The following is a 22,625-nucleotide window of genomic DNA, read 5'->3' on the forward strand; positions in this document are numbered from 1 at the left end:
CTTTTTGGAATGGCTTTCTGCTATTCCTATAATTTAGTGTGGAGTACCCCATGTCTCAGGGTTGGAATATTGCTATTTTAGGCGCGACAGGCGCGGTTGGTCGGGCATTGCTTGAATGTTTGGAACAGCGCCAATTTTCGGTTGGTGAATTGTGTTTGCTGGCAACTGAAGAGAGTGCGGGTGAATCGATCCGTTTTTCAGGCAAAAATTATCAGGTAAAGGATGCGCTCCATTACGATTGGAGTGAAAGCCAATTGGCCTTTTTCGTCGCAGGACAAGAGGCGAGTGCCCAGTATGCAGAGCTCGCAGCTGAAGCGGGTTGTATCGTAATAGACAGCAGTGGATTATTTGCCTTAGCTCACGACGTGCCGTTGGCTGTAGTGGGGGTCAACGATAGTACACTTGCCGAATACCGTAACCGCAATATTATTGCCGTGGCAGATAGCCAAGTTAGCCAGCTGATGAATGCCATTGCGCCGCTTAATGAAGCAGCAGGTGTGCAATCGATCCAGTTAACGGAACTATTATCCGTTTCTGCTCAAGGTAAGGCCGCGGTTGATGCATTAGCCGGGGAAAGTGCTCGTTTATTAAATGGTATTCCGCCCGAGCATTACCATTTTGGTCGTCAGTTGGCGTTTAATATGATGCCAATGCCTGTTGATGAACAAGGTAGCGTGCCTGCTGAACGTCGGGTCGTGGATCAAGTTCGTAAGGTATTACAAGACGAAAGTTTTTCTTTAAGCGTCACCTCCCTACAAGCGCCTATCTTTTATGGTAATGCACAAAGCGTACGCATTATTACCGCTCGTCCGTTGGAGGCTGATGAAGTACATCATTTACTTAATGACCAAGCGGATTTAGCTGTAAGTGAAGCACCTGATTTCCCTACGCCAGTCAGTGAGGGAACAGGGCAAGACCAACTTTATATTGGGGCAATCCGTCAGGATTATGGTCAACCCGATTGTGTACAGTTCTGGTCAGTTGCGGACAATGTTCGTTACGGCGGCGCCTTGATGGCGGTTAAAACGGCAGAACGATTAATCGAGGATTATTTGTAATGCCCGCGCAAGATCGCTATAAAATTGCGTTAGGTATTGAGTATGATGGTAGCCGCTATTATGGTTGGCAACGACAACGTGACGTTCGTAGCGTACAACAAGCGCTAGAAAAAGCACTGACACAAGTCGCTAATCATCCTATTGATGTGTTTTGTGCTGGGCGGACTGATGCAGGGGTACATGGTACTGGTCAAGTCGTCCATTTTGAAACCGAATCACAACGTGCTGATGGCGCATGGACTCTCGGGGTTAATGCTAACTTACCGGATGATATTGCGGTACGCTGGGTCAAGGCAGTGCCTGATGATTTTCATGCGCGTTTTAGTGCGACTGCCCGCCGTTATCGTTATGTCATTTATAATGAGCGTCTACGTCCGGCTATTTTAGGCAAAGGATTGACGCATTATTATCACCCTTTAGATGCACAAAAAATGCACCGTGCGGCCCAAAGTCTTTTGGGGGAAAACGATTTTACCTCGTTTCGTGCCGTGCAGTGTCAGTCTCGGACACCTTGGCGGAACATTTCACATATTGATGTGACGCGCCAAGGCAGTTTTGTGATTGTCGATATCAAAGCCAATGCGTTTGTGCACCATATGGTACGCAATATTGTTGGCAGTTTGATTGAAGTCGGCGTAGGTAATCAGCCAGAAAGTTGGATAGCTGATTTGCTTGCTCTGCGTGATCGCACTCAAGCAGCAGCGACGGCACGTGCTGAGGGATTATATTTGGTGGCGGTTGATTATCCTGAGCATTTTGGATTACCCAAACCGGCTTTGGGGCCACTGTTTTTAGCGGACGATAAGCCCCTCTCCTTGTAGGAATTTTTATAATGCTATCTATGGTTATCGATTTTATATTGCATATTGATGTGCACTTAACGGCATTGGTGGCGAATTACGGATTATGGGTCTATGCCATCTTATTTTTGATCATCTTTTGCGAGACGGGATTGGTGGTGACTCCATTTTTACCAGGAGATTCTCTACTCTTTATCGCCGGGGCGCTAGCCGTTTTACCCAGTAATGGTTTAGACGTTCACGTTATGGTGGGATTACTCGTCGTTGCAGCGATATTGGGCGATGCACTGAATTATACGATTGGACGGCTCTTTGGTGAGAAGTTGTTTAGTCGACCCAATTCGCGTATTTTTCGTCAGAGCTATCTTGATAAGACGCATCAGTTTTATGATAAACACGGTGGTAAAACCATTATTCTCGCTCGCTTTGTTCCCATTATCCGTACTTTTGCCCCCTTTGTCGCGGGCATGGGGCATATGAGCTATCGCCAATTCGGGTTCTATAACGTTATTGGTGGTGTTTGCTGGGTCGCGTTGTTTAGCTATGCCGGGGCGATTTTTGGCGACTTACCTGTGGTAAAAAATAACATCAACCTGCTGATTGTTGCGATTATCGTGATTTCGATCCTGCCAGGAATTATAGAAGTTATTCGCCATCGTACCAAAAAGAATAATACAGACCCTTTAGCATAATGCTGATATCTGTATAATTGCGCCATATTTTTATCCACAGATCGTTGCGGTTGTGGTTTAATGAGCGCTATTTATTGGCTGTTGAGTAATCATTCAGCAGAAACACAGTGACTGGTAAAACCAGGTTCAAACAGAAAGGTCCTCAATGAGCTGGATTGAACGCATTCTTAACAAAACTAATGTTGCACCTGCCCGCAAGGCAAGTATTCCTGAAGGGATTTGGACAAAATGCACCAGTTGTGGTCAGGTTTTATACCGTGCCGAGCTAGAGCGTAATTTAGAAGTCTGCCCTAAGTGTGATCATCATATGCGGATGCATGGACGTGATCGTCTGAATAGTTTCTTAGATCAAGGGACGACTGTTGAGCTAGGAAGTGAATTAGAACCTCGCGATTTACTAAAATTCCGGGATTCTAAAAAATACAAAGACCGTATCGTTGCCGCGCAAAAAGAGACGGGCGAAAAAGACGCTCTTATTGCGATGAAAGGCCAGTTGCATGGTATGCCAGTGGTTGCTGTTGCCTTCGAGTTCTCCTTTATGGGCGGATCGATGGGCGCAGTCGTTGGTGCACGTTTTGTCCGGGCGGCAGAGCAAGCGTTGGAAGACGGTTGTCCATTGATCTGCTTCTCCGCGAGCGGTGGCGCACGGATGCAAGAAGCGTTAACCTCTCTTATGCAAATGGCGAAAACCAGTGCTGCCTTGGCAAAAATGCGTGAACGCGGTCTACCGTATATCTCTGTATTGACAGATCCTACCATGGGCGGGGTTTCAGCGAGTTTCGCAATGTTGGGTGATCTCAATATCGGTGAACCTAAAGCATTGATTGGTTTTGCAGGCCCGCGCGTTATTGAGCAAACGGTCCGTGAAAAACTCCCTCCAGGCTTTCAGCGTAGTGAGTTTCTGATTGAGAAAGGGGCGATTGACATGATCGTTCGTCGTCCAGAGATGCGTTTCAAATTAGCCAGTCTCTTGGCTAAGATGATGAATCTCCCGGCTCCGCTTCCTGAAGAAACTGCACCAGAGCCCGAGAAGATTGAGCAAACGCCTAGCGACGCTTAATTCTATATTGCACATTCAAAGACGCTCTGGTAGCGTCTTTTTTATCATTGTTTTAGCGAAACTCTCATATCATGTCTACGCCTCATCAACCTCATTCGTCTTCCTCACTTGAGGAATGGCTGGTTTATCTTGAACAATTGCATGGTCAAGCTATTGAACTTGGCTTAGATCGCATTCGTCATGTCGCGACTGAAATGAAGCTATTAAAGCCGGCACCTTTTGTGTTTACCGTCGGCGGAACGAATGGTAAGGGAACTACCTGTCGTACCTTAGAGGTATTATTAATCGCCGCAGGGTATCGTGTAGGCGTTTACAGTTCTCCCCATTTTATTCGTTATACTGAGCGGGTACGGATCAATGGGGAAGAGTTGCCTGAACAGGATCATGTGATGAGTTTAGCGCATCTCAATCAAGGGCGTCATGACACATCGTTAACCTTTTTCGAGTTCAGTACTCTTTCAGCGCTACAGCTATTTAAACAAGCCGACCTTGATGTCGTCATTCTAGAGGTTGGCTTAGGTGGCCGGTTGGATGCGACAAATATTGTTGATGCTGATGTCGCCGTTATTACCTCTATTGCGCTCGACCATACCGATTGGTTGGGCCCGGATCGAGAAAGCATTGGTCGAGAAAAAGCAGGTATTTTCCGTCATGCCAAACCGGCTATCGTCGGTGAACCTGATATGCCGGCAAGTATCAGTAAAGTTGCTCAAGATAAAGGCGCCATCTTGTTAGCGCGTGATAAGCAGTGGTCTTACCAAGTTAGCCCACAAAGTTGGCAGTTTGAAGATATTCAAGGAAAGCTTACCGCGTTACCTTTGCCTAATATTCCTGTTGCGAATGCGGCAACGGCTCTCGCCGCACTGCGTGTGTCAGGTTTAGCGATTAATGAATCAACGTTAAGAGAAACTATTGCTACGGCAACCCTACCAGGACGGTTTCAAATTATTCAGCATTCGCCAATGGTCATTTTAGATGTCGCCCATAATCCACATGCCGCACATTATTTGGTTGGAAAAATTGAACAACTTGCGCCAAAAGGTAAAGTACGTGCGGTAATTGGAATGCTTCATGATAAGGATATCGATGGTACGCTGGCAGAGCTTTCCAAGGTTGTGGGGCAATGGTATTGTGCAAGCCTTGACGGCCCGCGTGGCGCAACGGCACAAAGACTCCAACAGGTGATCCCTGATGCAGCGCTTTTTCAAAACGTTGATCAGGCATGGTGTGCCGCCCGCGAGCAAGCGAGTGGTGAGGATATTATATTGGTATGTGGATCATTTCACACCGTTGCGGCGGTAATGGCATTGGGTGAGAAGGAGCAACAGCTTGGCCAGTAAATTTCAGAATAGAATGGCGGGTACCATTATACTTGTCGCGCTGGGTGTTATTATCTTACCCGGGTTGCTTGATGGGAAAAAAAAGCATTATCAAGAAGAGTTTGCCGCGATTCCCTTAGTACCTAAACCAGGGGATCAGTTGGATGAGGAACTTGTTCCACCGGTCACTCAACCTATTCCTTCTAGGGCCATACAGCAGCACGTCGCACAGCAGATTCCTGATGAGTCCAACCCTCAAGCTATCCATGATACCGCGGGGACAGAGTCCAAAGCTCTAACCGTTAATCAAACCCAGCTACAGGTACAGAGAGCCCAAGAGCAGCTGGCTTCTCAAGAAGCACAGCGCTTACAAGCTCAGGCACGTCGACAGCAAGAGGCTCAACAGCAAGCCTTAAAGAAAGAGCAGCAACAACAACAGAAACAGCAACAACTGGCGGCACAACGTCAGAATGAAAATGCACAACGGCAACAAGAGGCTGCGGATAGTGTTACAAATGATGCGCCGAGTGGCCGAGCATATGTTCTTCAACTCGGGGCATTTCGTAATGCGTCGCGCGTTTCTGAAGTTGTCGAACAGCTTCGGGGAGCAGGATTTAAGGCTTACTCTGTACCCTCTACACCTGTACAAGGCCAAATTAACCGTATTTTAGTAGGCCCTGATACATCTATAAGTCATTTACAGTCACAAGCCGCTGAATTGAAAGCAAAAACCGGATTAATTGGTGCGGTGATGCCTTATCGGGTGCATTAATAGCAAGATAAAGCGGCTAATATTCCCCCCTAAAAGGGCGGGTGAAAGGGTAGGGCAATTCTTATTTTTAAGAATTGCCCTTTTTTAACTCGGCGCAGGAAAACCATACGCAAACGTTTTCTTTTTCTGATAGAATGCGCCGCGATACAGGAAGCAATGTCATGAAGTGGTATAGGTTACGCGGATGAATTGGATTGATTACACCATAATAGGTATCATTGGGCTCTCTTCATTAATCAGTCTTATTCGTGGATTTGTCAGAGAAGCACTCTCATTAATCACCTGGGGTTGTGCATTTTTCGTTGCAAGTCATTACTACTCTTTATTGGCAGATTGGTTTTCAGGCTTTGAACAACCAATGATTCGTAATGGTATCGCCATTGCGGTGCTCTTTATCACCACGCTGATTGTGGGCGCTCTGGTCAATTATGTGATTGGTAGTTTAGTGGACAAGACGGGCTTATCCGGTACAGATCGTTTGTTAGGTGTCTGTTTTGGTGCGTTACGTGGGGGGTTAGTCGTTGCTGCACTGCTCTTCTTTCTTGACACTTTTACTGGTTTTTCAAAAAGTCCTGATTGGACTCAATCACAATTGATCCCACAGTTCAGTATTGTCATCAGATGGTTCTTTGACTATCTACAGAGCACATCGAGTTTTCTACCCCGATAGCAAGTCGGGCCAAGCGGCTATGAGGAAATGACACCATGTGTGGGATTGTCGGTATCAGCGGTTTTTTACCTGTAAACCAAGCAATTTATGATGCGCTTACGGTGCTACAGCATCGTGGGCAAGATGCCGCAGGCATCTGTACTATCGATCAGCTTAATTGCTTTCGCTTACGTAAAGCGAATGGACTCGTCAGTGACGTTTTTGAAGCACGTCATATGCAGCGTCTACAAGGAACAATGGGTATTGGCCATGTCCGCTACCCAACTGCAGGTAGCTCAAGTGCCTCGGAAGCTCAGCCTTTCTATGTGAACTCACCTTATGGCATCACATTGGCACACAATGGTAACTTGACCAATGCTCATGAATTGAGAACACAATTATTCGAGCAAGGGCGTCGTCATATTAATACGACTTCCGACTCGGAAGTGCTTCTAAATGTGCTTGCTCAGGAACTTGACCGTTTTCAAGATTATCCGCTAACGGCTGACTCTATTTTTACCGCTATCGAACGTATGCATCGTCAATTACGCGGAGCTTATGCGGTCGTGGCGATGTTAATCGGCCACGGTATGATCGCGTTTCGTGATCCCAATGGTATCCGTCCATTGGTATTAGGTAAACGTGAACTGCCAGATGGGCGTACCGAATATATGGTCGCTTCGGAAAGCGTTGCCCTTGATACACTTGGCTTTGAGTTTATTCGTGATGTGGTCGCTGGTGAAGCTGTCTACATTACTGTAAAAGGTGAGCTTTTTACTCGCCAATGTGCTGATGCACCGAAGAATAACCCTTGCTTGTTTGAATATGTTTATTTTGCTCGTCCCGATTCCTTTATCGACAAGATTTCTGTCTATAACGCAAGAATTGGTATGGGGACTAAGTTAGGTGAAAAAATTGCCCGTGAGTGGAGTGATCTGGATATTGATGTTGTGATCCCCATTCCTGAAACATCCACCGATGTGGCGTTAGAAATTGCCCGTATTTTAGATAAGCCGTATCGCCAAGGTTTTGTTAAAAACCGCTATGTGGGGCGTACTTTTATCATGCCTGGTCAGCAACTTCGTCGCAATGCTGTACGCCGTAAATTGAACGCTAACCGCGCGGAGTTCCGTGATAAGAATGTTCTGCTCGTTGATGACTCCATTGTACGGGGCACCACATCAGAACAGATTATTGAAATGGCACGTGAAGCGGGCGCAAAACGCGTTTATTTAGCCTCTGCTGCGCCGGAAATCCGTTTCCCTAACGTATACGGTATCGATATGCCGAGTGTCAATGAGCTAATTGCACATGGCAGGGAAGTTGATGAAATTTGTCAACTGATCAAAGCTGATGCGTTAATTTTCCAGGATCTTAATGATCTAATTGATGCCGTAAAACAAGAAAATCCGGAAATTTCAGAATTTGAATGTTCTGTCTTTAATGGCGTGTATGTCACTAAGGATGTCGATCAGGCTTATTTAGATTACCTGCAATCCTTGCGTAAAGACGACGTCAAAGCTGTTGCTCGCCAAAATGAAGTGGAAGGATTAGAGCTGCATAACGAAGGCTAGTCCGTGAGTTAATCAGTGAAAACAGGGCGAATATCGCCCTGTTTTGCTTTCTGCTATACTAGATGTTCACAAAAAAGCGTTAAGTGGGTAGGTAAAATAGAATATGACCAAACGATTGATCATCGGTCTCTCGGGGGCAAGTGGTGCGCTTTACGGCGTACGTTTACTGCAAGTACTTAAAACTGTCCCAGATATTGAAACCCACCTAGTTGCCAGTTTGGCGGCACGACAAACACTATCGTTAGAAACTGATTATAGCTGGCGCGATGTGCAAGCCTTAGCCGATGAAGTCTATGATGTGCGTGATATTGGTGCATCCATCTCATCCGGTTCTTTTAAGACATTGGGGATGGTGATCCTACCTTGCTCGATTAAAACCTTGTCAGCCATTGTCCACAGCTACAGTGATACATTGTTGACGCGAGCGGCAGATGTCGTACTTAAAGAGGGGCGTAAATTAGTATTAGGTGTACGTGAAACTCCCTTACATCTCGGCCATTTACGAATGATGACGACGGCAGCAGAGTTAGGCGCTATTATTATGCCGCCAGTTCCTGCTTTTTATCATCGTCCTACGTCAATCAACGATATTGTTGACCAAACAGTAAACCGTATTCTTGATCAGTTTGAGATTGAGCTAACGCAAGATCTGTTTACACGCTGGGAAGGTCACTGATGGTGCAATATCTGGCAATGCATCATGCATTGCACCGAGTTGGTGCTATTTCCTCTGTTAAGAGATAAAAAATCACTTTTCTCGTTGGCACGTTTCATGCATTTCCAGTGAGAATCTTTTCTCACTGGTGATAGATATGAAAAAGTTAACGGCATTAGCTTCCCTTATCGTAGGATTAACCCTTTCTAGCCAAGCTTTTAGTGCATTGCCTGCACATCTGCGTTTTGGTACCGATCCAAGCTATCCTCCTTTTGAATCGAAAGCCCCAGATGGAAAACTGGTTGGTTTTGATATCGATCTGGTTAACGAAATTTGTAAAAGAATGGCCACACAATGTGAATTTGTGCCGGGTGATTTTGATGGCCTTATTCCTTCGCTTAAAGCAGAAAAAATCGATGCCATTATCTCCGCCCTCTCTATCACTGAAAAACGCCTACAACAAATTGATTTTTCAGATAAATTATATGCAGCTAACGCACGGTTAGTGGCGCCCAAGGGCTCGCCATTACAACCTACTGCCGCGTCGCTTAAGGGTAAGACTATTGGCGTTGAGCAGGGGACCACACAAGAAGTCTATGCGGATAAATACTGGCGTCCAGCAGGCGTGACGGTCGTACCGTACCAAGCCCAAGATCAGGTTTATCAAGACTTAGCGTCAGGTCGTCTTGATGCTGCTTTCCAAGATGAAGTTCAAGCTAATGAGGGCTTTTTAAAGTCGCCGGGCGGCAAAGCGTTTGCGTTTGCAGGACCTGCGGTCAAAGATAAGGCGATTTTTGGTATCGGAACGGGTATTGGGATTCGTAAAGGCGATACTGAGTTAACCGACGCCATCAACAAAGCTATTGTATCCATGCATAAAGATGGAACCTACGATAAATTGGCGAAAAAGTATTTCGATTTCAATATTTACGACGAATAAGACTATGAGGCGACAGATAATTCAGCCTAAGAATTATCTGTCCAATCCGATTTAGAGGGGTCGTGAATGTTAGAGGGCTACAAAAACGTTATTTTACAAGGAACATGGATGACCTTGGAGTTGGCACTGAGTGCATTAGTGCTGGCCATAATCATCGGTCTATTCGGTGCAGCCGCACGCCTTTCAGCGTACCGCTGGTTACGAGCTATCGGAACCACTTACACCACCGTCATTCGCGGTATTCCTGATTTGGTATTAATGTTGCTCATTTTTTATGGACTACAGATAGCCATTAATCAGATTACTAATGGTCTTTCACTAGCCCATATCGATATTGCACCGCTACCTGCAGGAATCATTACCCTAGGCTTCATTTATGGGGCTTATTTTACAGAAACATTTAGAGGGGCAGCCTTAGCAGTACCTGCTGGGCAACGCGAAGCCGCCGTCGCGTTTGGAATGTCAAATTGGCAATGTTTCCGGCGTATTCAGTTTCCTTTAATGATGCGTTTTGCGTTACCGGCAATAGGAAACAACTGGCAGGTTATTTTGAAAGCGACAGCATTGGTTTCTATTCTTGGGTTAGAGGAATTGGTTAAAGCAACACAATTAGCGGGTAAAAGCACTTGGCAGCCGCTTTTCTTTGCACTGGTTGCGGGGGCGATTTACCTTATTTTTACGACCGTATCCCAATGTATTCTTTACGGATTAACCCGGTATTATTCAGTAGGCGTCAAGAAGGTTACCCTATGAAAGAGATCCTCCAACAATATTGGCAATCTCTACTATGGACTAACGGCTATCAGGTGACAGGCTTAGCGATGACGCTCTGGTTGCTGGTTTTTTCAATGGTTATTGGCGGTATTCTAGCTATATTCTTAGCGATCGGACGTGTATCACGACACAAAGCAGTTGCCTCTCCCATAGCGGTATTTACATTTATTTTTCGAGGTACTCCGCTCTATGTCCAATTACTGATTATTTATACCGGCTTGTATACATTACAAATCATCAGGGATCACCAGCTACTAAATGAATTTTTCCGAAGTGGGTTAAATTGTACGTTGTTAGCATTAACCCTGAATACGGCTGCCTATACAACGGAAATTTTTGCAGGGGCTATTCGCGCTGTTCCAGCCGGAGAAATTGAAGCGGCACAGGCGTATGGTTTTACTGGAATAAAGCTATGGTGCTCAATTATTCTTCCTTCTGCGTTACGTATTGCCCTTCCTGCCTACAGTAACGAAGTGATTTTATTATTACATTCCACTTCCTTAGCGTTTACCGCGACTGTTCCCGATATATTAAAAATTGCGAGAGATATTAATGCTGATACTTATCAGCCATTTACTGCTTTTGGTTTAGCTGCAGTGTTATATCTGCTTATCTCTTGTTTGTTAATAATGGCTTTTCGCCAAGTTGAGAAGCACTGGTTACCTCATATCAGTTCACGCTAAGGGTTTGCTATGTTGTCTAACGAAAAATTACGTATTGATGATCTTCATAAGTCTTACGGCCAGCACGAAGTCTTAACGGGTATTAGCCTGACAGCACAAGAAGGGGATGTCATTTCTATTATTGGGGCATCGGGCTCGGGTAAAAGTACGTTACTACGCTGTTTAAATTTTCTCGAAAAACCCAATGCTGTCAATATGTGGTTGAATAAAGAACAGATTGCCTTACAGCCAGATCGTACTGGCCAACTTCAAGTTTCAGATCAACAGCAATTAAAATTATTACGCAGTCGACTCTGTATGGTTTTCCAGCATTTTAATTTGTGGAGTCATATGACGGTGCTACAGAATGTTATGGAAGCACCTTGCAAAGTATTAGGGTTAAGTAAGTCTCAGGCTAAAGAGAAAGCGGAACATAATTTAAGAAAAGTGGGTATCGATCCTATTAATTGGAAGAAATATCCCGTTCATTTATCAGGAGGACAGCAGCAGCGTGTAGCGATTGCACGCGCGTTGGCGATGGAACCTGAAATACTCTTATTTGATGAACCGACCTCTGCCTTAGATCCCGAATTGGTGGGTGAAGTGCTACGTATTATGCAGCAGCTGGCTAAAGAGGGAAAAACCATGATTATGGTGACACATGAAATGGCCTTTGCACGGGAAGTCTCTTCACAAGTTATTTTCCTTCATCGGGGAAAAATCGAGGAGCAGGGGACGGCAGAAGCGATCTTTACGCGCCCGCAGTCTCAGCGCTTACAACAATTCCTGTCTAGCACTTTAAAATAAGTTGAATAGCATTTCTTCTCACTGGTAGAGATTGCGAAATGAGTCTTTACTCATTACTCTTAGGATAAATAAAAGAATAGGGTAGCGGGCATTGATTCGCGTAGAAAAGGGTTAACGATGGTTGAGCAAAAGTCGGTAGGTCAAATTGAATGGGTTGATATTGTTGATGAAAACGATGAGGTCGTGGCTACCGCCGCTCGCCAACAGATGCGTGCAGAAACACTACGTCACCGTGCAACCTATATTGTTGTGACAGAAGGGGCTGGACGTATACTCGTTCAACGCCGTGCAGATAATAAAGATTTTGCTCCCGGAAAACTGGATGCGACAGCAGGAGGCGTTGTTCAATCAGGCGAAGAACTATTAGCTTCAGCACGTCGAGAAGCGGAAGAAGAACTGGGTATTGCTGATGTTCCATTAGCTGAGCACGGTAAATTTTATTTTGAAGATGAAAGCTGCCGTGTCTGGGGAAGCCTATTTAGTTGTGTCTGTCATGGTCCTTTTGCCTTACAGGACGGTGAAGTGACAGAGGTGTTTTGGATGACCCCTGAAGAGATTACCGCACGTTGCGATGAATTCACCGATGATTCACTAAAGGCCCTCTCCCTATGGCTAAGTCGAAATAATGATCTGCGTTAGTGAGTGAGTAAAAAATGCGCCTGTAGCATAGGCTTCAGGCGCCATATAGATTAGCGTTTATCGTCAGCTTGTTGTGACTGAATAGCCGTTAGCGCAATGGTATAAACGATGTCATCGACTAATGCCCCTCTTGAAAGATCATTCACCGGCTTACGCATTCCTTGCAGCATCGGGCCAATAGAAATGAGCTCCGCTGAACGTTGTACCGCTTTATAGGTGGTATTACCCGTATTGAGATCTGGGAAGATAAATACGGTTGCTCGGCCTGCAACCCGCGAGTTGGGGGCTTTTGATTTCGCCACATCTTCCATAATCGCCGCATCATACTGTAAAGGGCCATCAATAATCAGATCAGGTCGTTTTTCTTGCGCAAGCCGTGTCGCCTCACGCACTTTGTCAACATCGCTGCCACTGCCTGAGTTTCCCGTTGAGTATGAGATCATTGCAACACGAGGTTCAATACCAAAAGCTGCAGCAGAGTCCGCTGATTGAATGGCGATTTCTGCCAGTTGCTCAGCATTAGGATCTGGGTTGATTGCGCAGTCGCCGTAAACCAATACTTGTTCGGGCAGTAGCATAAAGAAAACCGATGATACAATACTGCTATTCGGCGCAGTTTTAATCAGCTGTAGGGGGGGGCGAATTGTATTGGCGGTCGTGTGTACGGCTCCTGAAACTAAGCCATCGACTTCGCCTTTTTCAAGCATTAAAGTCCCTAGCACGACATTGTCTTCCAGTTGCTCACGAGCAACCACTTCCGTCATCCCTTTGTTTTTACGTAATTCTACAAGGCGAGAGACGTATTGCTCGCGAACGGCACGAGGATCGATAATGGTAACACCTTCTCCCAACTCAATCTCTTGTACGGACGCGATGCGTTGAATTTCTGCCGGATCGCCCAATAGTACGCACTCCGCGATTTTGCGTTCCGCACAAATAGCCGCTGCACGTAATGTCCGTGGCTCATCGCCTTCAGGTAGCACAATACGTTTACCCGCTTGTCGCGCTAATTCGGTTAATTGATAACGAAAAGCAGGAGGAGAGAGCAGTCGACTGCGTTCGGCGACGGAACTTAAGGAATTAATCCACGGTTTGTCAATAAAACTCGCGATAAATTCTTGAACTTTTTCAATGCGTTGGGTGTCATCTACTGGAATTTCCAGATTAAAACTTTGTAGGTTTAATGAGGTTTGCCAAGTATTAGTATTCACTAAGAATACGGGTAAGCCAGTTTGGAAAGCGCGAGAACAAAGATCGTGCACGGCGGGATCAATTTGATAGCCACCTGTCAGTAGGATAGCCCCAATCTCTACGCCATTCATCGCTGCAAGACAAGCTGCGACCAGTACGTCAGGACGATCGGCTGAAGTAACCAGCAATGAGCCCGGACGAAATAGCTTGAGCATATTAGGTAAACTTCGCGCGCAGAAAGTCACCGATTGAATTCGTCGTGTCGCAATATCCCCTTCGTTAATGATATCCGCTTTTAAATGACGGCACATATCAATCGCTCGGGTAGCGATAAGATCAAAACTCCAAGGTATACACCCTAGAATGGGTAATGGAGAAACGTGCTTGATCTGGTCTACACTGAGATTGGCAATAGTCGCTTCATTAGTCGCGTCAAACATTTCTGATAGGTCAGGACGTGTGCGTCCTTCTTCGTCGGTGGGGGCGTTAATTTTATTAACGATCACGCCCGAAATATTTTTATTTTTGCGGCCCCCAAAACTGTTTTGTAATAGCTCGATTCTTTCTTTTAACTGCGCGGGCGTATCTGTACCTGGCGCAGCGACAAAAATAATTTCGGCGTTAAGTGTCTTTGCAATTTCATAGTTAAGGGTTTGTGCAAATTGATTTTTACCTGTGGGTACTAGCCCCTCAACTAAAATCACGTCGGCATTATGGGTATTGTCATGAAAGCGAGCAATGATCTCTTCCATTAACATGTCTTGCTGTCCATTACTGAGCAGATTTTCCACATAGCTCATAGCTAAGGGAACAGCAGTAGGAATGGAGGATGTAGCGTTAATAATCGTCGTGGTATGATCTTGTGTATATCCGGCGTCGCGGGGTTGTGCGATTGGTTTAAATACACTAATACGCATACCCTTACGTTCCATCGCACGAATAACACCTAAACTCACGCTGGTCAGGCCGACACTTGTGCTCAGTGGCACTAACATAATAGTACGAGACAAAATAATTCCCTCTTTCATTTTTAAAACAGAGACAGATACGCTTATGCGGTCAGGGTTGCGGCATCTTGTGCAATGGCCCACTCTTCATTGGTAGGAATAACCAATATAGGACGACTTCCTGTGGAGTGTATGGCACCTGATTCCCCAAAGCGTGCAGCTAAGTTTTTTGTCTCATCAATTGATAAGTTGAGTAGTGCTAATTTTTCGATCGTCTGCTCACGGATTTTGGCTGAATTTTCACCAATTCCACCAGTGAAAATGACGGCATCCAGCCGGCCATCCATGAGTGAAGAATAGGCGCCAATATATTTTGCTAAGCGATGGCAAAAAACGTCGAGCGCGCGTTTAGCTTCTGGTTTATCTGTGAAATGATCTTCGACGTAACGGCAATCGCTGGTTACACCGGTCAGACCGAGTAGACCGGACTCTTTAGTCAGTAACTGATTAATTTCAGCTAAATCCATTCCTAAATTGTCATGTAAATAGAAAATAATGGCAGGATCAATATCCCCACTACGTGTACCCATGACTAAACCCTCTAATGGAGTCAGTCCCATTGAGGTATCAACACATTTACCGTCGCGGATGGCTGCTACAGAACCGCCATTACCCAGATGGCAGGTGATAACATTGAGTTCATCGACCGATTTATTCAACACCTTGGCGGCTTGACGTGAAACGTAGAAATGGCTAGTGCCATGTGCGCCATATCGACGAATACCATGTTGTTCATAAAGCGCATACGGAAGGGCGTAGAGGTAAGACTCTTCAGGCATAGTCTGGTGAAAGGCTGTATCGAAAACAGCAACGTTTTTGTGCGTTAAGTGAGGGAAATTCTTGAGGGCTTCTTCTATACCAATCAAATGTGCGGGGTTGTGTAAGGGGGCGAAACAAATAGCCTGTTCAATCGCATGAATGACCTCGTCAGTAATGATAACCGACTGAGTTAACTGTTGGCCGCCGTGTACAATTCGATGACCAATCGCACTAATTTTATCGGAGAGTTCCGGTGCATCAGCTAAAATATGTGAAACGATAAAAGCCAATGCTTCACTATGACTGGCTCCTGCACCAAGTGCTTTTTCGTGTTTAGTGCCTGCATATTTCCATTTAATGCGGGCTTCAGGCAGAGAAAAACACTCAGCAAGGCCGGAAAGATACTCCGTGCCAGTGATCGGATCAAGAATAGCAAACTTTAGGGAGGAACTACCGCAATTTAGAACCAGAACTAAGTTACTCGACATAAACGCACCTATAAATTTAATGTGTCAGCAAACACCAAACTCATGTGAATCGGCATTGCTACCGTTAATGCTAATATACACTGGTCGATAGCGATAACTATGTTCTGAGGCAATGTCCGCACATTTATAGGACTGTTCAGACGAATCAGTGTAAGTTTGTGTCATCTTTCTCATCGATTATTGATGGGGGTGTTATTCTAGCCCCATTAATGCACTAAGAGATCGTGGTGCGAATGGTACTCCCAATTAATCGGGATTTAAAACTTTTTAAATCTTTCGACTTATGAGGCAAAGACAATGAACGATACGTATCGACCCGGGCTATTTGCCACCCTACGTCTTGGCAAAAAATATATGAAAAGTTGGCCATTAGAGAAGAGCCTTTCCGCGATTTTCCCCGAAAATAGAATCTGTCGTGCAACACAATTCGGAATCCGGTTTATGCCGCCAATTGCGGTCTTTATCTTATGTTGGCAAATCGCTTTTCATGCCCAGATAGGACCGGCTATCGCGACAGCGGTTTTTGCCTGTGGGCTGCCATTGCAAGGACTCTGGTGGCTAGGGAAACGGTCGATGCAACCTTTACCTGCAGGAACCTTGGAATGGTTTCATACAATCCGCGACAAATTACAAACGTCTGGCCATGCGGTAAATATTCCAAAAGGGGAGGTCACGTATCAGAGCTTGGCTGAGCTATTAATGAGGGCTTTTAAGCAGCTAGATAAAGCCTTTTTGGATGAGATCTAGTTGATAAGGTAACGGATATGTATCGAGGATTTCTGTTCGATTTGGATGGCACGTTGGTTGATTCTTTGGCCGTAGTCGAAAGCGCCTGGTCCCAATGGGGTCAACAACAGGGTATAGCCGCTGAGGAGATTTTGGCATTTATTCATGGTAAGCAAGCGATAACGTCTTTGCGTCACTTTTTGCCGCACGCGGATGAGACAACTTTACGCGAAGAGTTTCTATGGCTTGAGCATCTCGAATCAACGACGATTGAGGGAATTATTGCTCTACCGGGTGCGCGTGAACTACTGTCCTTTCTTAATGAACAACAAATTCCTTGGGCAATTGTGACCTCCAGCAGCCTACCAGTCGCTACCGCTCGTTATCAGGTATTGAATCTTCCCCTTCCTGAAGTATTTATTACTGCTGAACAGGTTGCTCAGGGAAAACCCTACCCTGATCCTTACTTGCTGGGAGCAAAACAGCTTAATCTTGCTCCTGAAACTTGTGTCGTTGTGGAAGATGCGTTAGCGGGAATTCAGTCAGGCTTAGCAGCAGGGTGTAGCGTAGTCGCCGTGAACACACAGCATGGCTCTGAGCATCTATCACCGACCTATCGCTTGTCAGCATTGACTGAATTAACGATTTCAATCGAGCCAAATGGCTTTACTCTTAACTAATGCCCTATAACTTATCAGGACATCGGAAGCCCGACGTCCTGATCTTGCTATTGATAATTTTCGGAGATACGGTCAAGTGTTGTGGTACAACTTGCCGCGAATATTTCCATAAAATCATTAACTTCAGGCATTGTTTGACGTAAGAGGGTTAACCTCTCCTCAAGGCCGTCTTTAACATGAATAAATTCATCATTATTAAATCGAAGTTCGTTAAGTGTTTTGATATAGGCGGCTAATATATCGGCAGCTTTGACAATTTTTTTATACTCACTGTCGACATTATCTTGAATAATGACATTCGAGAACGCATCACGTAAATCTTCAGGTAGTGTTGTTAAACACTCTTGTTCCGCAATCTTTTCTAAATGTTTAAATGCGCGGGTAAACTCTGGATTATGGTACTTAGTCCGAGAATTGATATCTTGCAGTTTTGTTTCGGATACTTCGTGGTAGAGCGCAATAACCGCAGCGCGGTCTGGATTCAATGAATTACCGTAACGTTTATTACCAATAACAATGAGTAAATGTGCAATAACGGCTACTTGATGGCTATGCTCTGCGACGTTTTCTTTTTGGACACAGTGCATCAACGCCCAGCGTTTTATTAATGGCATGCGTGTTATCCACGCCATAAAGGTGCTTTGTATTGGCATTCTATCCCCTAAAATGAAATGAAAAAAAGACGCCCTAAAGCGTCTTAGATAAAGTCATTATTGATGATAGTGGCTGAGAAAGCGACCGAACTTATTAATTGCCATCTCAAGGTCATCGACTCTTGGGAGCGTTACAATACGCACATGGTCTGGCCAAGGCCAGTTGAATGCGGTGCCTTGTACTAGAAGAACTTTTTCTTGGAGCAGAAAGTCGAGTACCATTTTCTGGTCATCGTAAATATTGAATTTTTTAATATCAATTTTCGGGAACATATAGAGCGCCCCCTGGGGTTTGACACAGCTGACTCCCGGAATCTGGTTGACTAATTCCCATGCACGTTCACGCTGCTGATATAATCGCCCTTCAGGGACAATAAATTCGCTAATACTTTGGTAACCGCCTAACGCCGTTTGGATTGCATGTTGTGCAGGGACGTTTGCACACAAGCGCATTGATGCCAACATCTCAAGACCTTCTATATAGCCTTTAGCATGTTTTTTCGGACCATTTAGTACCATCCAACCTTGACGGAATCCCGCTACCCGGTAAGTTTTCGATAACCCGTTAAATGTGACCGTCAGTAAGTCGGGAGCTAATGCTGCAATCGAGTGGTGTTGCGCTGCATCATACAAAATTTTGTCGTAAATCTCGTCAGCAAAAATAATCAGATTATGCTCACGTGCAATATTCACAACTTCAATGAGTAGCTCTTTACTGTATACCGCACCAGTAGGGTTATTAGGGTTGATAATGACGATACCACGGGTACGTGGCGTGATTTTGGCTCGTATATCGTCAAGATCGGGGAACCAGCCACTGCTTTCATCACATAAGTAATGCACCGCTTTACCACTGGAAAGTGAAACCGCTGCTGTCCAGAGAGGGTAGTCGGGAGCGGGAACAAGCATTTCATCGCCCGTATTCAACAGGGCTTGCATTGATTGTACGATTAGTTCCGAAACACCGTTACCGATGTAAATATCTTCAACGGTAACGTCGCGCATCCCTAAGGCTTGGTAATGCTGCATAATCGCTTTACGCGCCGAATAGAGACCTTTTGAGTCACTGTATCCTTGTGATGTCGGCAGATGTTTAATGACATCAACTAAAATTTCGTCTGGCGCCTCAAAACCGAAAGGAGCAGGGTTGCCAATATTTAATTTAAGGACTTTATTACCTTCTTCTTCAAGCCGTTTAGCTTCTTTCAGTACAGGGCCACGAATATCGTAACAAACATTCTCTAACTTGGCGGATTTTTCTATTTTTATGCTCATGGGCTTCATCTCGGCTTAAGGAACAAGAAGTGACTCTACAAAACTTCCAGTAAATGTACTCTGCTCAGAGAGTTAAATGAAGTATCACCGTAATCTTAACGTTGATTACAGAAGGGAAATCTATGTTTATAGATTTTTGTTTTGAATATTTGTTTTTTTTGGTTTTTAGTTCTGATTGATAAGGTCTTCTACGCTTGAAAAAGCATGTCAGTACAGCGGATTGCGTGTAGATGCGAGATTAGTCCCCTATAGGTTAAAGATAAATGTTAAGTAAATATTTATAAGAAATTTTCGGATAATTATTCGTTATCTATTAACGAACGTTGATTAAAAGAATTAAATAAGATTTGTACTTGTTATTATCAATTTGTCTTAAATGTTTTTCGGTTATTAGTGATTAATAATACATAATAAAAATATTAAAAATTTTATGATTTCTTATTAGAGGGAATTATTAGCAATAAGAGAGTGGTGTTGGTCTAAAAAATATGAACTAAGTCAAAGAAAGTTCACTTTTATCGAAAAAAAATTCCAATTTAAGGTTAAAAATGATTAAGTCTAATTAACATTTTAGAACTTTTACTTGAAGAGGTATTAGCTAAAACTTCCGTTTGTTATATCCAAAATTTCATTCTGAATAGCTGGAAAAGATAAGTAAGTATAAGCAGATTATTCACCACGCAGCGTGGATAATCGTTTAAAAGTGTATTTTTATTACACGCTGGAGAGTTTCTCTAGTAATTTAAATACAGTCTATTTTGACCAGTGATGAACAACACCAGGCAATATTAAAATAAAACTAAAAGTGAATAATTATGACAATCCATCACAATATATCGATTAACCTCGATCTTGATTTGCTGCGTACTTTTGTTGCAGTCGCAGATTTAAATACTTTTGCCGCCGCTGCGGCGGCTGTTTGCCGTACCCAGTCTGCGGTGAGCCAGCAAATGCAGCGTTTAGAACAAATTGTCGATCGTGAGCTGTTTGCACGTCATGGCCGTAATAAATTGCTTACCGAACACGGCATACAATTACTCGGTTATGCAAGAAAAATACTGCGATTCAACGATGAAGCCTGTGCCTCATTGAAATACAGTAATGAACAAGAAAAATTAATTATCGGTGCGACAGAAGATACTGCAGATAGTTTGTTGCCTTTTATGCTTAATAGAATTACTGCGCTTTATCCTAGTTTAGACGTTGAAGTACGAGTAAATAAAACTGACATTGTATTACATCTACTCGATGAACAGGAGATTGATGTTGCACTCACGACGCAATGTGATGCTCGATTTGAGCAACAGTTATTGCGTACATCTCCAACACTATGGTTTTGCGCGGCTGATTTTGCTTTCACGGCAGGGGAGGCCATTCCTCTTGTTGTGCAAAATGAAGGGGAGTTATTTCGAGAAATTGCGACTCAAGCACTCGATGAACATCAAGTTCCTTGGCGCCTAGCGTATGTCGCTAATTCAAAAGCCGCCATTAATGTGGCAGTTAAATCGGGTTTAGGTGCGACTGTTCGTCCCGCGGAAATGTTACAACCTGAATTACGTGTATTAGGAACAGCAGAAGGCTTGCCACTTCTCCCCGATACCCAGTATTTACTCTGCCGTCGGATGGAAGGAGGAAAACCTTTTGTGCAATCGTTATTCAACGTTTTGGCTCCGACCCCGGATACTGTACATCGATTAAACGATCTTCCTGTGCTAGAGAATGAGTGTTCGCGGTTAGAGGAAGAACAGCACTAACAGATAGTTAAGGTAAGCGAAAAGAAACGGACCCACTATCGTTCTCCCATTATTCCAATTGTTGCCCTCTATCAGACTCATTTCTTCTGAATTTATGAGCGGAAGAGGGCCAGTAAGGGGGCTGAATTAGTAAGAGCTATGAAGCGTCATTGTTGACCGAAATGATGGAAGTCATGAGTTAGATCAAAAAAACCTTACATATTGTGTGTGTAAATTTCAATAAACCTGCCACACTTATTTGAGTTCTTTTAAAGGTATTGTGATAGAGATCTGAAGTTAACATATTAGAAAGTATGTTTATAAATTGTTAATAAATGTTTATGTTTGTCTGGTTAGGTTGACAAAAGGTTATAAAAAGGAGTAAAAAAAGCGAATAAAAATACTGTTAATTATTTATTTAACAGATGTTACTAAAAGGTATAACACCTTCCGTAAACTTTTTGTGGTCACTCTTTGCGCGGTTTCGCCAATCAGCATCCACATTTGAAGAGTAAGCATGAGTATGTCAACCACTACTGAAGTAATCGCTCATCATTGGGCTTTTGTCGTTTTCGTCGTCATTGCTTTCGGACTCTGTGCATTCATGTTAGCCGGCGGTTGGTTACTGGGTGGCAGGGCTAAAGGCAGACATAAAAACACGCCTTTTGAATCAGGTATTGAACCTGTTGGTTCTACACATCTTCGCCTCTCTGCAAAATTTTATCTTGTCGCCATGTTCTTCGTCATTTTTGATGTAGAAGCCCTGTTTCTCTACGCGTGGTCAGCGTCAGTACGCGAAAGTGGCTGGGTTGGCTTCGCTGAAGCGACAATTTTTATTCTTATTTTGTTAGCCGGATTAGTTTATCTCGTCAGAACGGGAGCACTTGATTGGGCGCCAGCACGTCGTCGTATTGTCGTCAAATCGGAAAACCAACGCGGCAATTCTCCTCAAAAGTCATAGAGAGGCATTAAGATGGATTACACACTCACCCGCGTAAACCCCAACGGTAATGGTGAGAACGATCGCTATCCTTTGCAGCAGCAGGAAATTGTCAGCGATCCTCTCGAACAACATGTTCACAGAAGCGTCTATATGGGCAAATTGGAACATGCGCTTCATGATATGGTGAATTGGGGACGTAAAAATTCTCTATGGCCCTATAACTTCGGACTTTCTTGCTGCTATGTTGAGATGACTACCTCATTTACAGCCGTCCATGATGTTGCCCGTTTTGGTGCTGAGGTGATGCGTGCATCACCGCGTCAAGCTGATTTCATGGTGATTGCCGGTACGCCTTTCACTAAGATGGCACCCGTCATTCAACGTCTTTACGATCAAATGCTTGAGCCGAAATGGGTGATTTCTATGGGTGCCTGTGCCAACTCTGGCGGCATGTACGATATTTATTCGGTCGTACAAGGTGTCGATAAATTTCTTCCTGTCGATGTTTACATTCCTGGTTGCCCCCCTCGTCCTGAAGCCTATATGCAAGCCCTTCTCTTGTTACAGGAATCCATCGGTAAAGAGCGTCGTCCTCTTTCTTGGGTCGTCGGGGATCAGGGTGTATACCGAGCGAATATGCAATCGGAACGTGAACGTAAACGTGGTGAACGTATTGCCGTGACTAACCTGCGGACGCCAGACGAAATTTGACCTGAAACCATTAGGCGACGTTAGTTCCAATAACAATAATTCTCTCGCTTAGTGGCTG

At 44.4% G+C, this 22,625-nt stretch carries 23 protein-coding genes; 19 read left to right on the forward strand and 4 right to left on the reverse strand.

Translation table 11 applies throughout. The features are described from left to right. The first annotated feature begins 50 nt into the window (after positions 1 to 50). From HGT73_RS04910 to yfcD, 14 genes are all read left to right on the forward strand, one after another. Entirely contained in the window at positions 51 to 1,058 is a 1,008-nt protein-coding gene (locus HGT73_RS04910) for an aspartate-semialdehyde dehydrogenase (RefSeq protein WP_214212550.1), read from the forward strand. After that, positions 1,058 to 1,879 carry a tRNA pseudouridine(38-40) synthase TruA gene (gene truA, locus HGT73_RS04915; RefSeq protein ID WP_214212551.1) on the forward strand — a complete coding sequence of 274 codons (822 nt, stop codon included), beginning with the start codon at positions 1,058 to 1,060 and terminating at the stop codon, positions 1,877 to 1,879. The genes HGT73_RS04910 and truA overlap by 1 nt, the downstream gene beginning before the upstream one ends. 11 nt (positions 1,880 to 1,890) lie before the next feature. Further along, entirely contained in the window at positions 1,891 to 2,550 is a 660-nt protein-coding gene (locus HGT73_RS04920) for a DedA family protein (protein ID WP_214212552.1), read from the forward strand. 145 nt (positions 2,551 to 2,695) lie between these two features. Further along, on the forward strand, positions 2,696 to 3,610 hold the full coding sequence (gene accD / locus HGT73_RS04925; protein ID WP_214212553.1) for an acetyl-CoA carboxylase, carboxyltransferase subunit beta: 915 nt from the start codon (positions 2,696 to 2,698) through the stop codon (positions 3,608 to 3,610). Between the two features lie 71 nt (positions 3,611 to 3,681). Further along, positions 3,682 to 4,950 (forward strand): bifunctional tetrahydrofolate synthase/dihydrofolate synthase, encoded by a 1,269-nt coding sequence (gene folC, locus HGT73_RS04930; RefSeq protein ID WP_214212554.1) that lies wholly within the window; start codon positions 3,682 to 3,684, stop codon positions 4,948 to 4,950. Then, the gene (gene dedD, locus HGT73_RS04935; protein WP_214212555.1) at positions 4,940 to 5,701 is read left to right on the forward strand and encodes a cell division protein DedD; all 762 of its coding nucleotides are present in this window, start codon (positions 4,940 to 4,942) and stop codon (positions 5,699 to 5,701) included. Before folC ends, dedD begins: the two co-directional genes overlap by 11 nt. 184 nt (positions 5,702 to 5,885) lie before the next feature. Further along, complete coding sequence (gene cvpA, locus HGT73_RS04940) at positions 5,886 to 6,371, forward strand: colicin V production protein (RefSeq protein ID WP_214212556.1); 486 nt, start codon at positions 5,886 to 5,888, stop codon at positions 6,369 to 6,371. Between the two features lie 35 nt (positions 6,372 to 6,406). Next, a complete protein-coding gene (gene purF, locus HGT73_RS04945) occupies positions 6,407 to 7,924 on the forward strand; it encodes an amidophosphoribosyltransferase (protein WP_214212557.1) in 1,518 nt (505 codons plus the stop codon). Positions 7,925 to 8,027: 103 nt separating this feature from the next. Continuing rightward, positions 8,028 to 8,600, forward strand: coding sequence for a UbiX family flavin prenyltransferase (locus HGT73_RS04950; protein WP_214212558.1), 573 nt, complete (start codon positions 8,028 to 8,030; stop codon positions 8,598 to 8,600). Between the two features lie 136 nt (positions 8,601 to 8,736). Then, entirely contained in the window at positions 8,737 to 9,519 is a 783-nt protein-coding gene (locus HGT73_RS04955; protein ID WP_214212559.1) for a lysine/arginine/ornithine ABC transporter substrate-binding protein, read from the forward strand. A gap of 66 nt (positions 9,520 to 9,585) precedes the next feature. Further along, a complete protein-coding gene (gene hisQ / locus HGT73_RS04960) occupies positions 9,586 to 10,272 on the forward strand; it encodes a histidine ABC transporter permease HisQ (RefSeq protein WP_214212560.1) in 687 nt (228 codons plus the stop codon). Further along, on the forward strand, positions 10,269 to 10,976 hold the full coding sequence (locus tag HGT73_RS04965) for an ABC transporter permease (protein WP_214212561.1): 708 nt from the start codon (positions 10,269 to 10,271) through the stop codon (positions 10,974 to 10,976). The genes hisQ and HGT73_RS04965 overlap by 4 nt, the downstream gene beginning before the upstream one ends. A gap of 12 nt (positions 10,977 to 10,988) precedes the next feature. After that, positions 10,989 to 11,762, forward strand: coding sequence for an ABC transporter ATP-binding protein (locus tag HGT73_RS04970; RefSeq protein ID WP_241608762.1), 774 nt, complete (start codon positions 10,989 to 10,991; stop codon positions 11,760 to 11,762). Positions 11,763 to 11,879: 117 nt separating this feature from the next. Beyond that, entirely contained in the window at positions 11,880 to 12,401 is a 522-nt protein-coding gene (gene yfcD / locus HGT73_RS04975) for an NUDIX hydrolase YfcD (RefSeq protein ID WP_214212563.1), read from the forward strand. A 50-nt stretch (positions 12,402 to 12,451) separates the two neighbouring features. On the opposite strand, the gene pta is transcribed toward yfcD, so the two are convergent. Together pta and HGT73_RS04985 are read right to left on the reverse strand one after the other, a co-directional pair. Next, positions 12,452 to 14,602 carry a phosphate acetyltransferase gene (gene pta / locus HGT73_RS04980; RefSeq protein ID WP_241622947.1) on the reverse strand — a complete coding sequence of 717 codons (2,151 nt, stop codon included), beginning with the start codon at positions 14,600 to 14,602 and terminating at the stop codon, positions 12,452 to 12,454. A gap of 41 nt (positions 14,603 to 14,643) precedes the next feature. Then, entirely contained in the window at positions 14,644 to 15,846 is a 1,203-nt protein-coding gene (locus HGT73_RS04985; protein WP_214212564.1) for an acetate kinase, read from the reverse strand. A 297-nt stretch (positions 15,847 to 16,143) separates the two neighbouring features. Between HGT73_RS04985 and yfbV the strand changes: the two genes are divergently transcribed. Both yfbV and HGT73_RS04995 read left to right on the forward strand, forming a co-directional pair. Then, positions 16,144 to 16,593 carry a terminus macrodomain insulation protein YfbV gene (gene yfbV / locus HGT73_RS04990; protein ID WP_214212565.1) on the forward strand — a complete coding sequence of 150 codons (450 nt, stop codon included), beginning with the start codon at positions 16,144 to 16,146 and terminating at the stop codon, positions 16,591 to 16,593. A 17-nt stretch (positions 16,594 to 16,610) separates the two neighbouring features. Further along, entirely contained in the window at positions 16,611 to 17,252 is a 642-nt protein-coding gene (locus HGT73_RS04995; RefSeq protein WP_214212566.1) for a sugar phosphatase, read from the forward strand. Between the two features lie 47 nt (positions 17,253 to 17,299). Here HGT73_RS04995 and yfbR read toward each other — a convergent pair whose 3' ends face one another. Together yfbR and HGT73_RS05005 are read right to left on the reverse strand one after the other, a co-directional pair. Beyond that, the gene (gene yfbR, locus HGT73_RS05000) at positions 17,300 to 17,905 is read right to left on the reverse strand and encodes a 5'-deoxynucleotidase (RefSeq protein ID WP_214212567.1); all 606 of its coding nucleotides are present in this window, start codon (positions 17,903 to 17,905) and stop codon (positions 17,300 to 17,302) included. Positions 17,906 to 17,962: 57 nt separating this feature from the next. Further along, positions 17,963 to 19,180, reverse strand: a complete 1,218-nt coding sequence (locus tag HGT73_RS05005) for a pyridoxal phosphate-dependent aminotransferase (RefSeq protein WP_214212568.1) — start codon at positions 19,178 to 19,180, stop codon at positions 17,963 to 17,965. A gap of 815 nt (positions 19,181 to 19,995) precedes the next feature. On the opposite strand from HGT73_RS05005, the gene HGT73_RS05010 reads away from it, so the two are divergent. The 3 genes from HGT73_RS05010 to HGT73_RS05020 all read left to right on the forward strand — a co-directional run bounded on the left by HGT73_RS05010 (position 19,996) and on the right by HGT73_RS05020 (position 22,567). Then, complete coding sequence (locus HGT73_RS05010; protein ID WP_214212569.1) at positions 19,996 to 20,934, forward strand: LysR substrate-binding domain-containing protein; 939 nt, start codon at positions 19,996 to 19,998, stop codon at positions 20,932 to 20,934. 496 nt (positions 20,935 to 21,430) lie between these two features. After that, on the forward strand, positions 21,431 to 21,874 hold the full coding sequence (locus tag HGT73_RS05015; protein ID WP_214212570.1) for an NADH-quinone oxidoreductase subunit A: 444 nt from the start codon (positions 21,431 to 21,433) through the stop codon (positions 21,872 to 21,874). A gap of 12 nt (positions 21,875 to 21,886) precedes the next feature. Then, on the forward strand, positions 21,887 to 22,567 hold the full coding sequence (locus tag HGT73_RS05020) for a NuoB/complex I 20 kDa subunit family protein (protein ID WP_214212571.1): 681 nt from the start codon (positions 21,887 to 21,889) through the stop codon (positions 22,565 to 22,567). Positions 22,568 to 22,625: the final 58 nt, after the last annotated feature.

This window comes from Rosenbergiella australiborealis (assembly GCF_018494035.1).
Lineage (GTDB): Bacteria > Pseudomonadota > Gammaproteobacteria > Enterobacterales > Enterobacteriaceae > Rosenbergiella > Rosenbergiella australiborealis.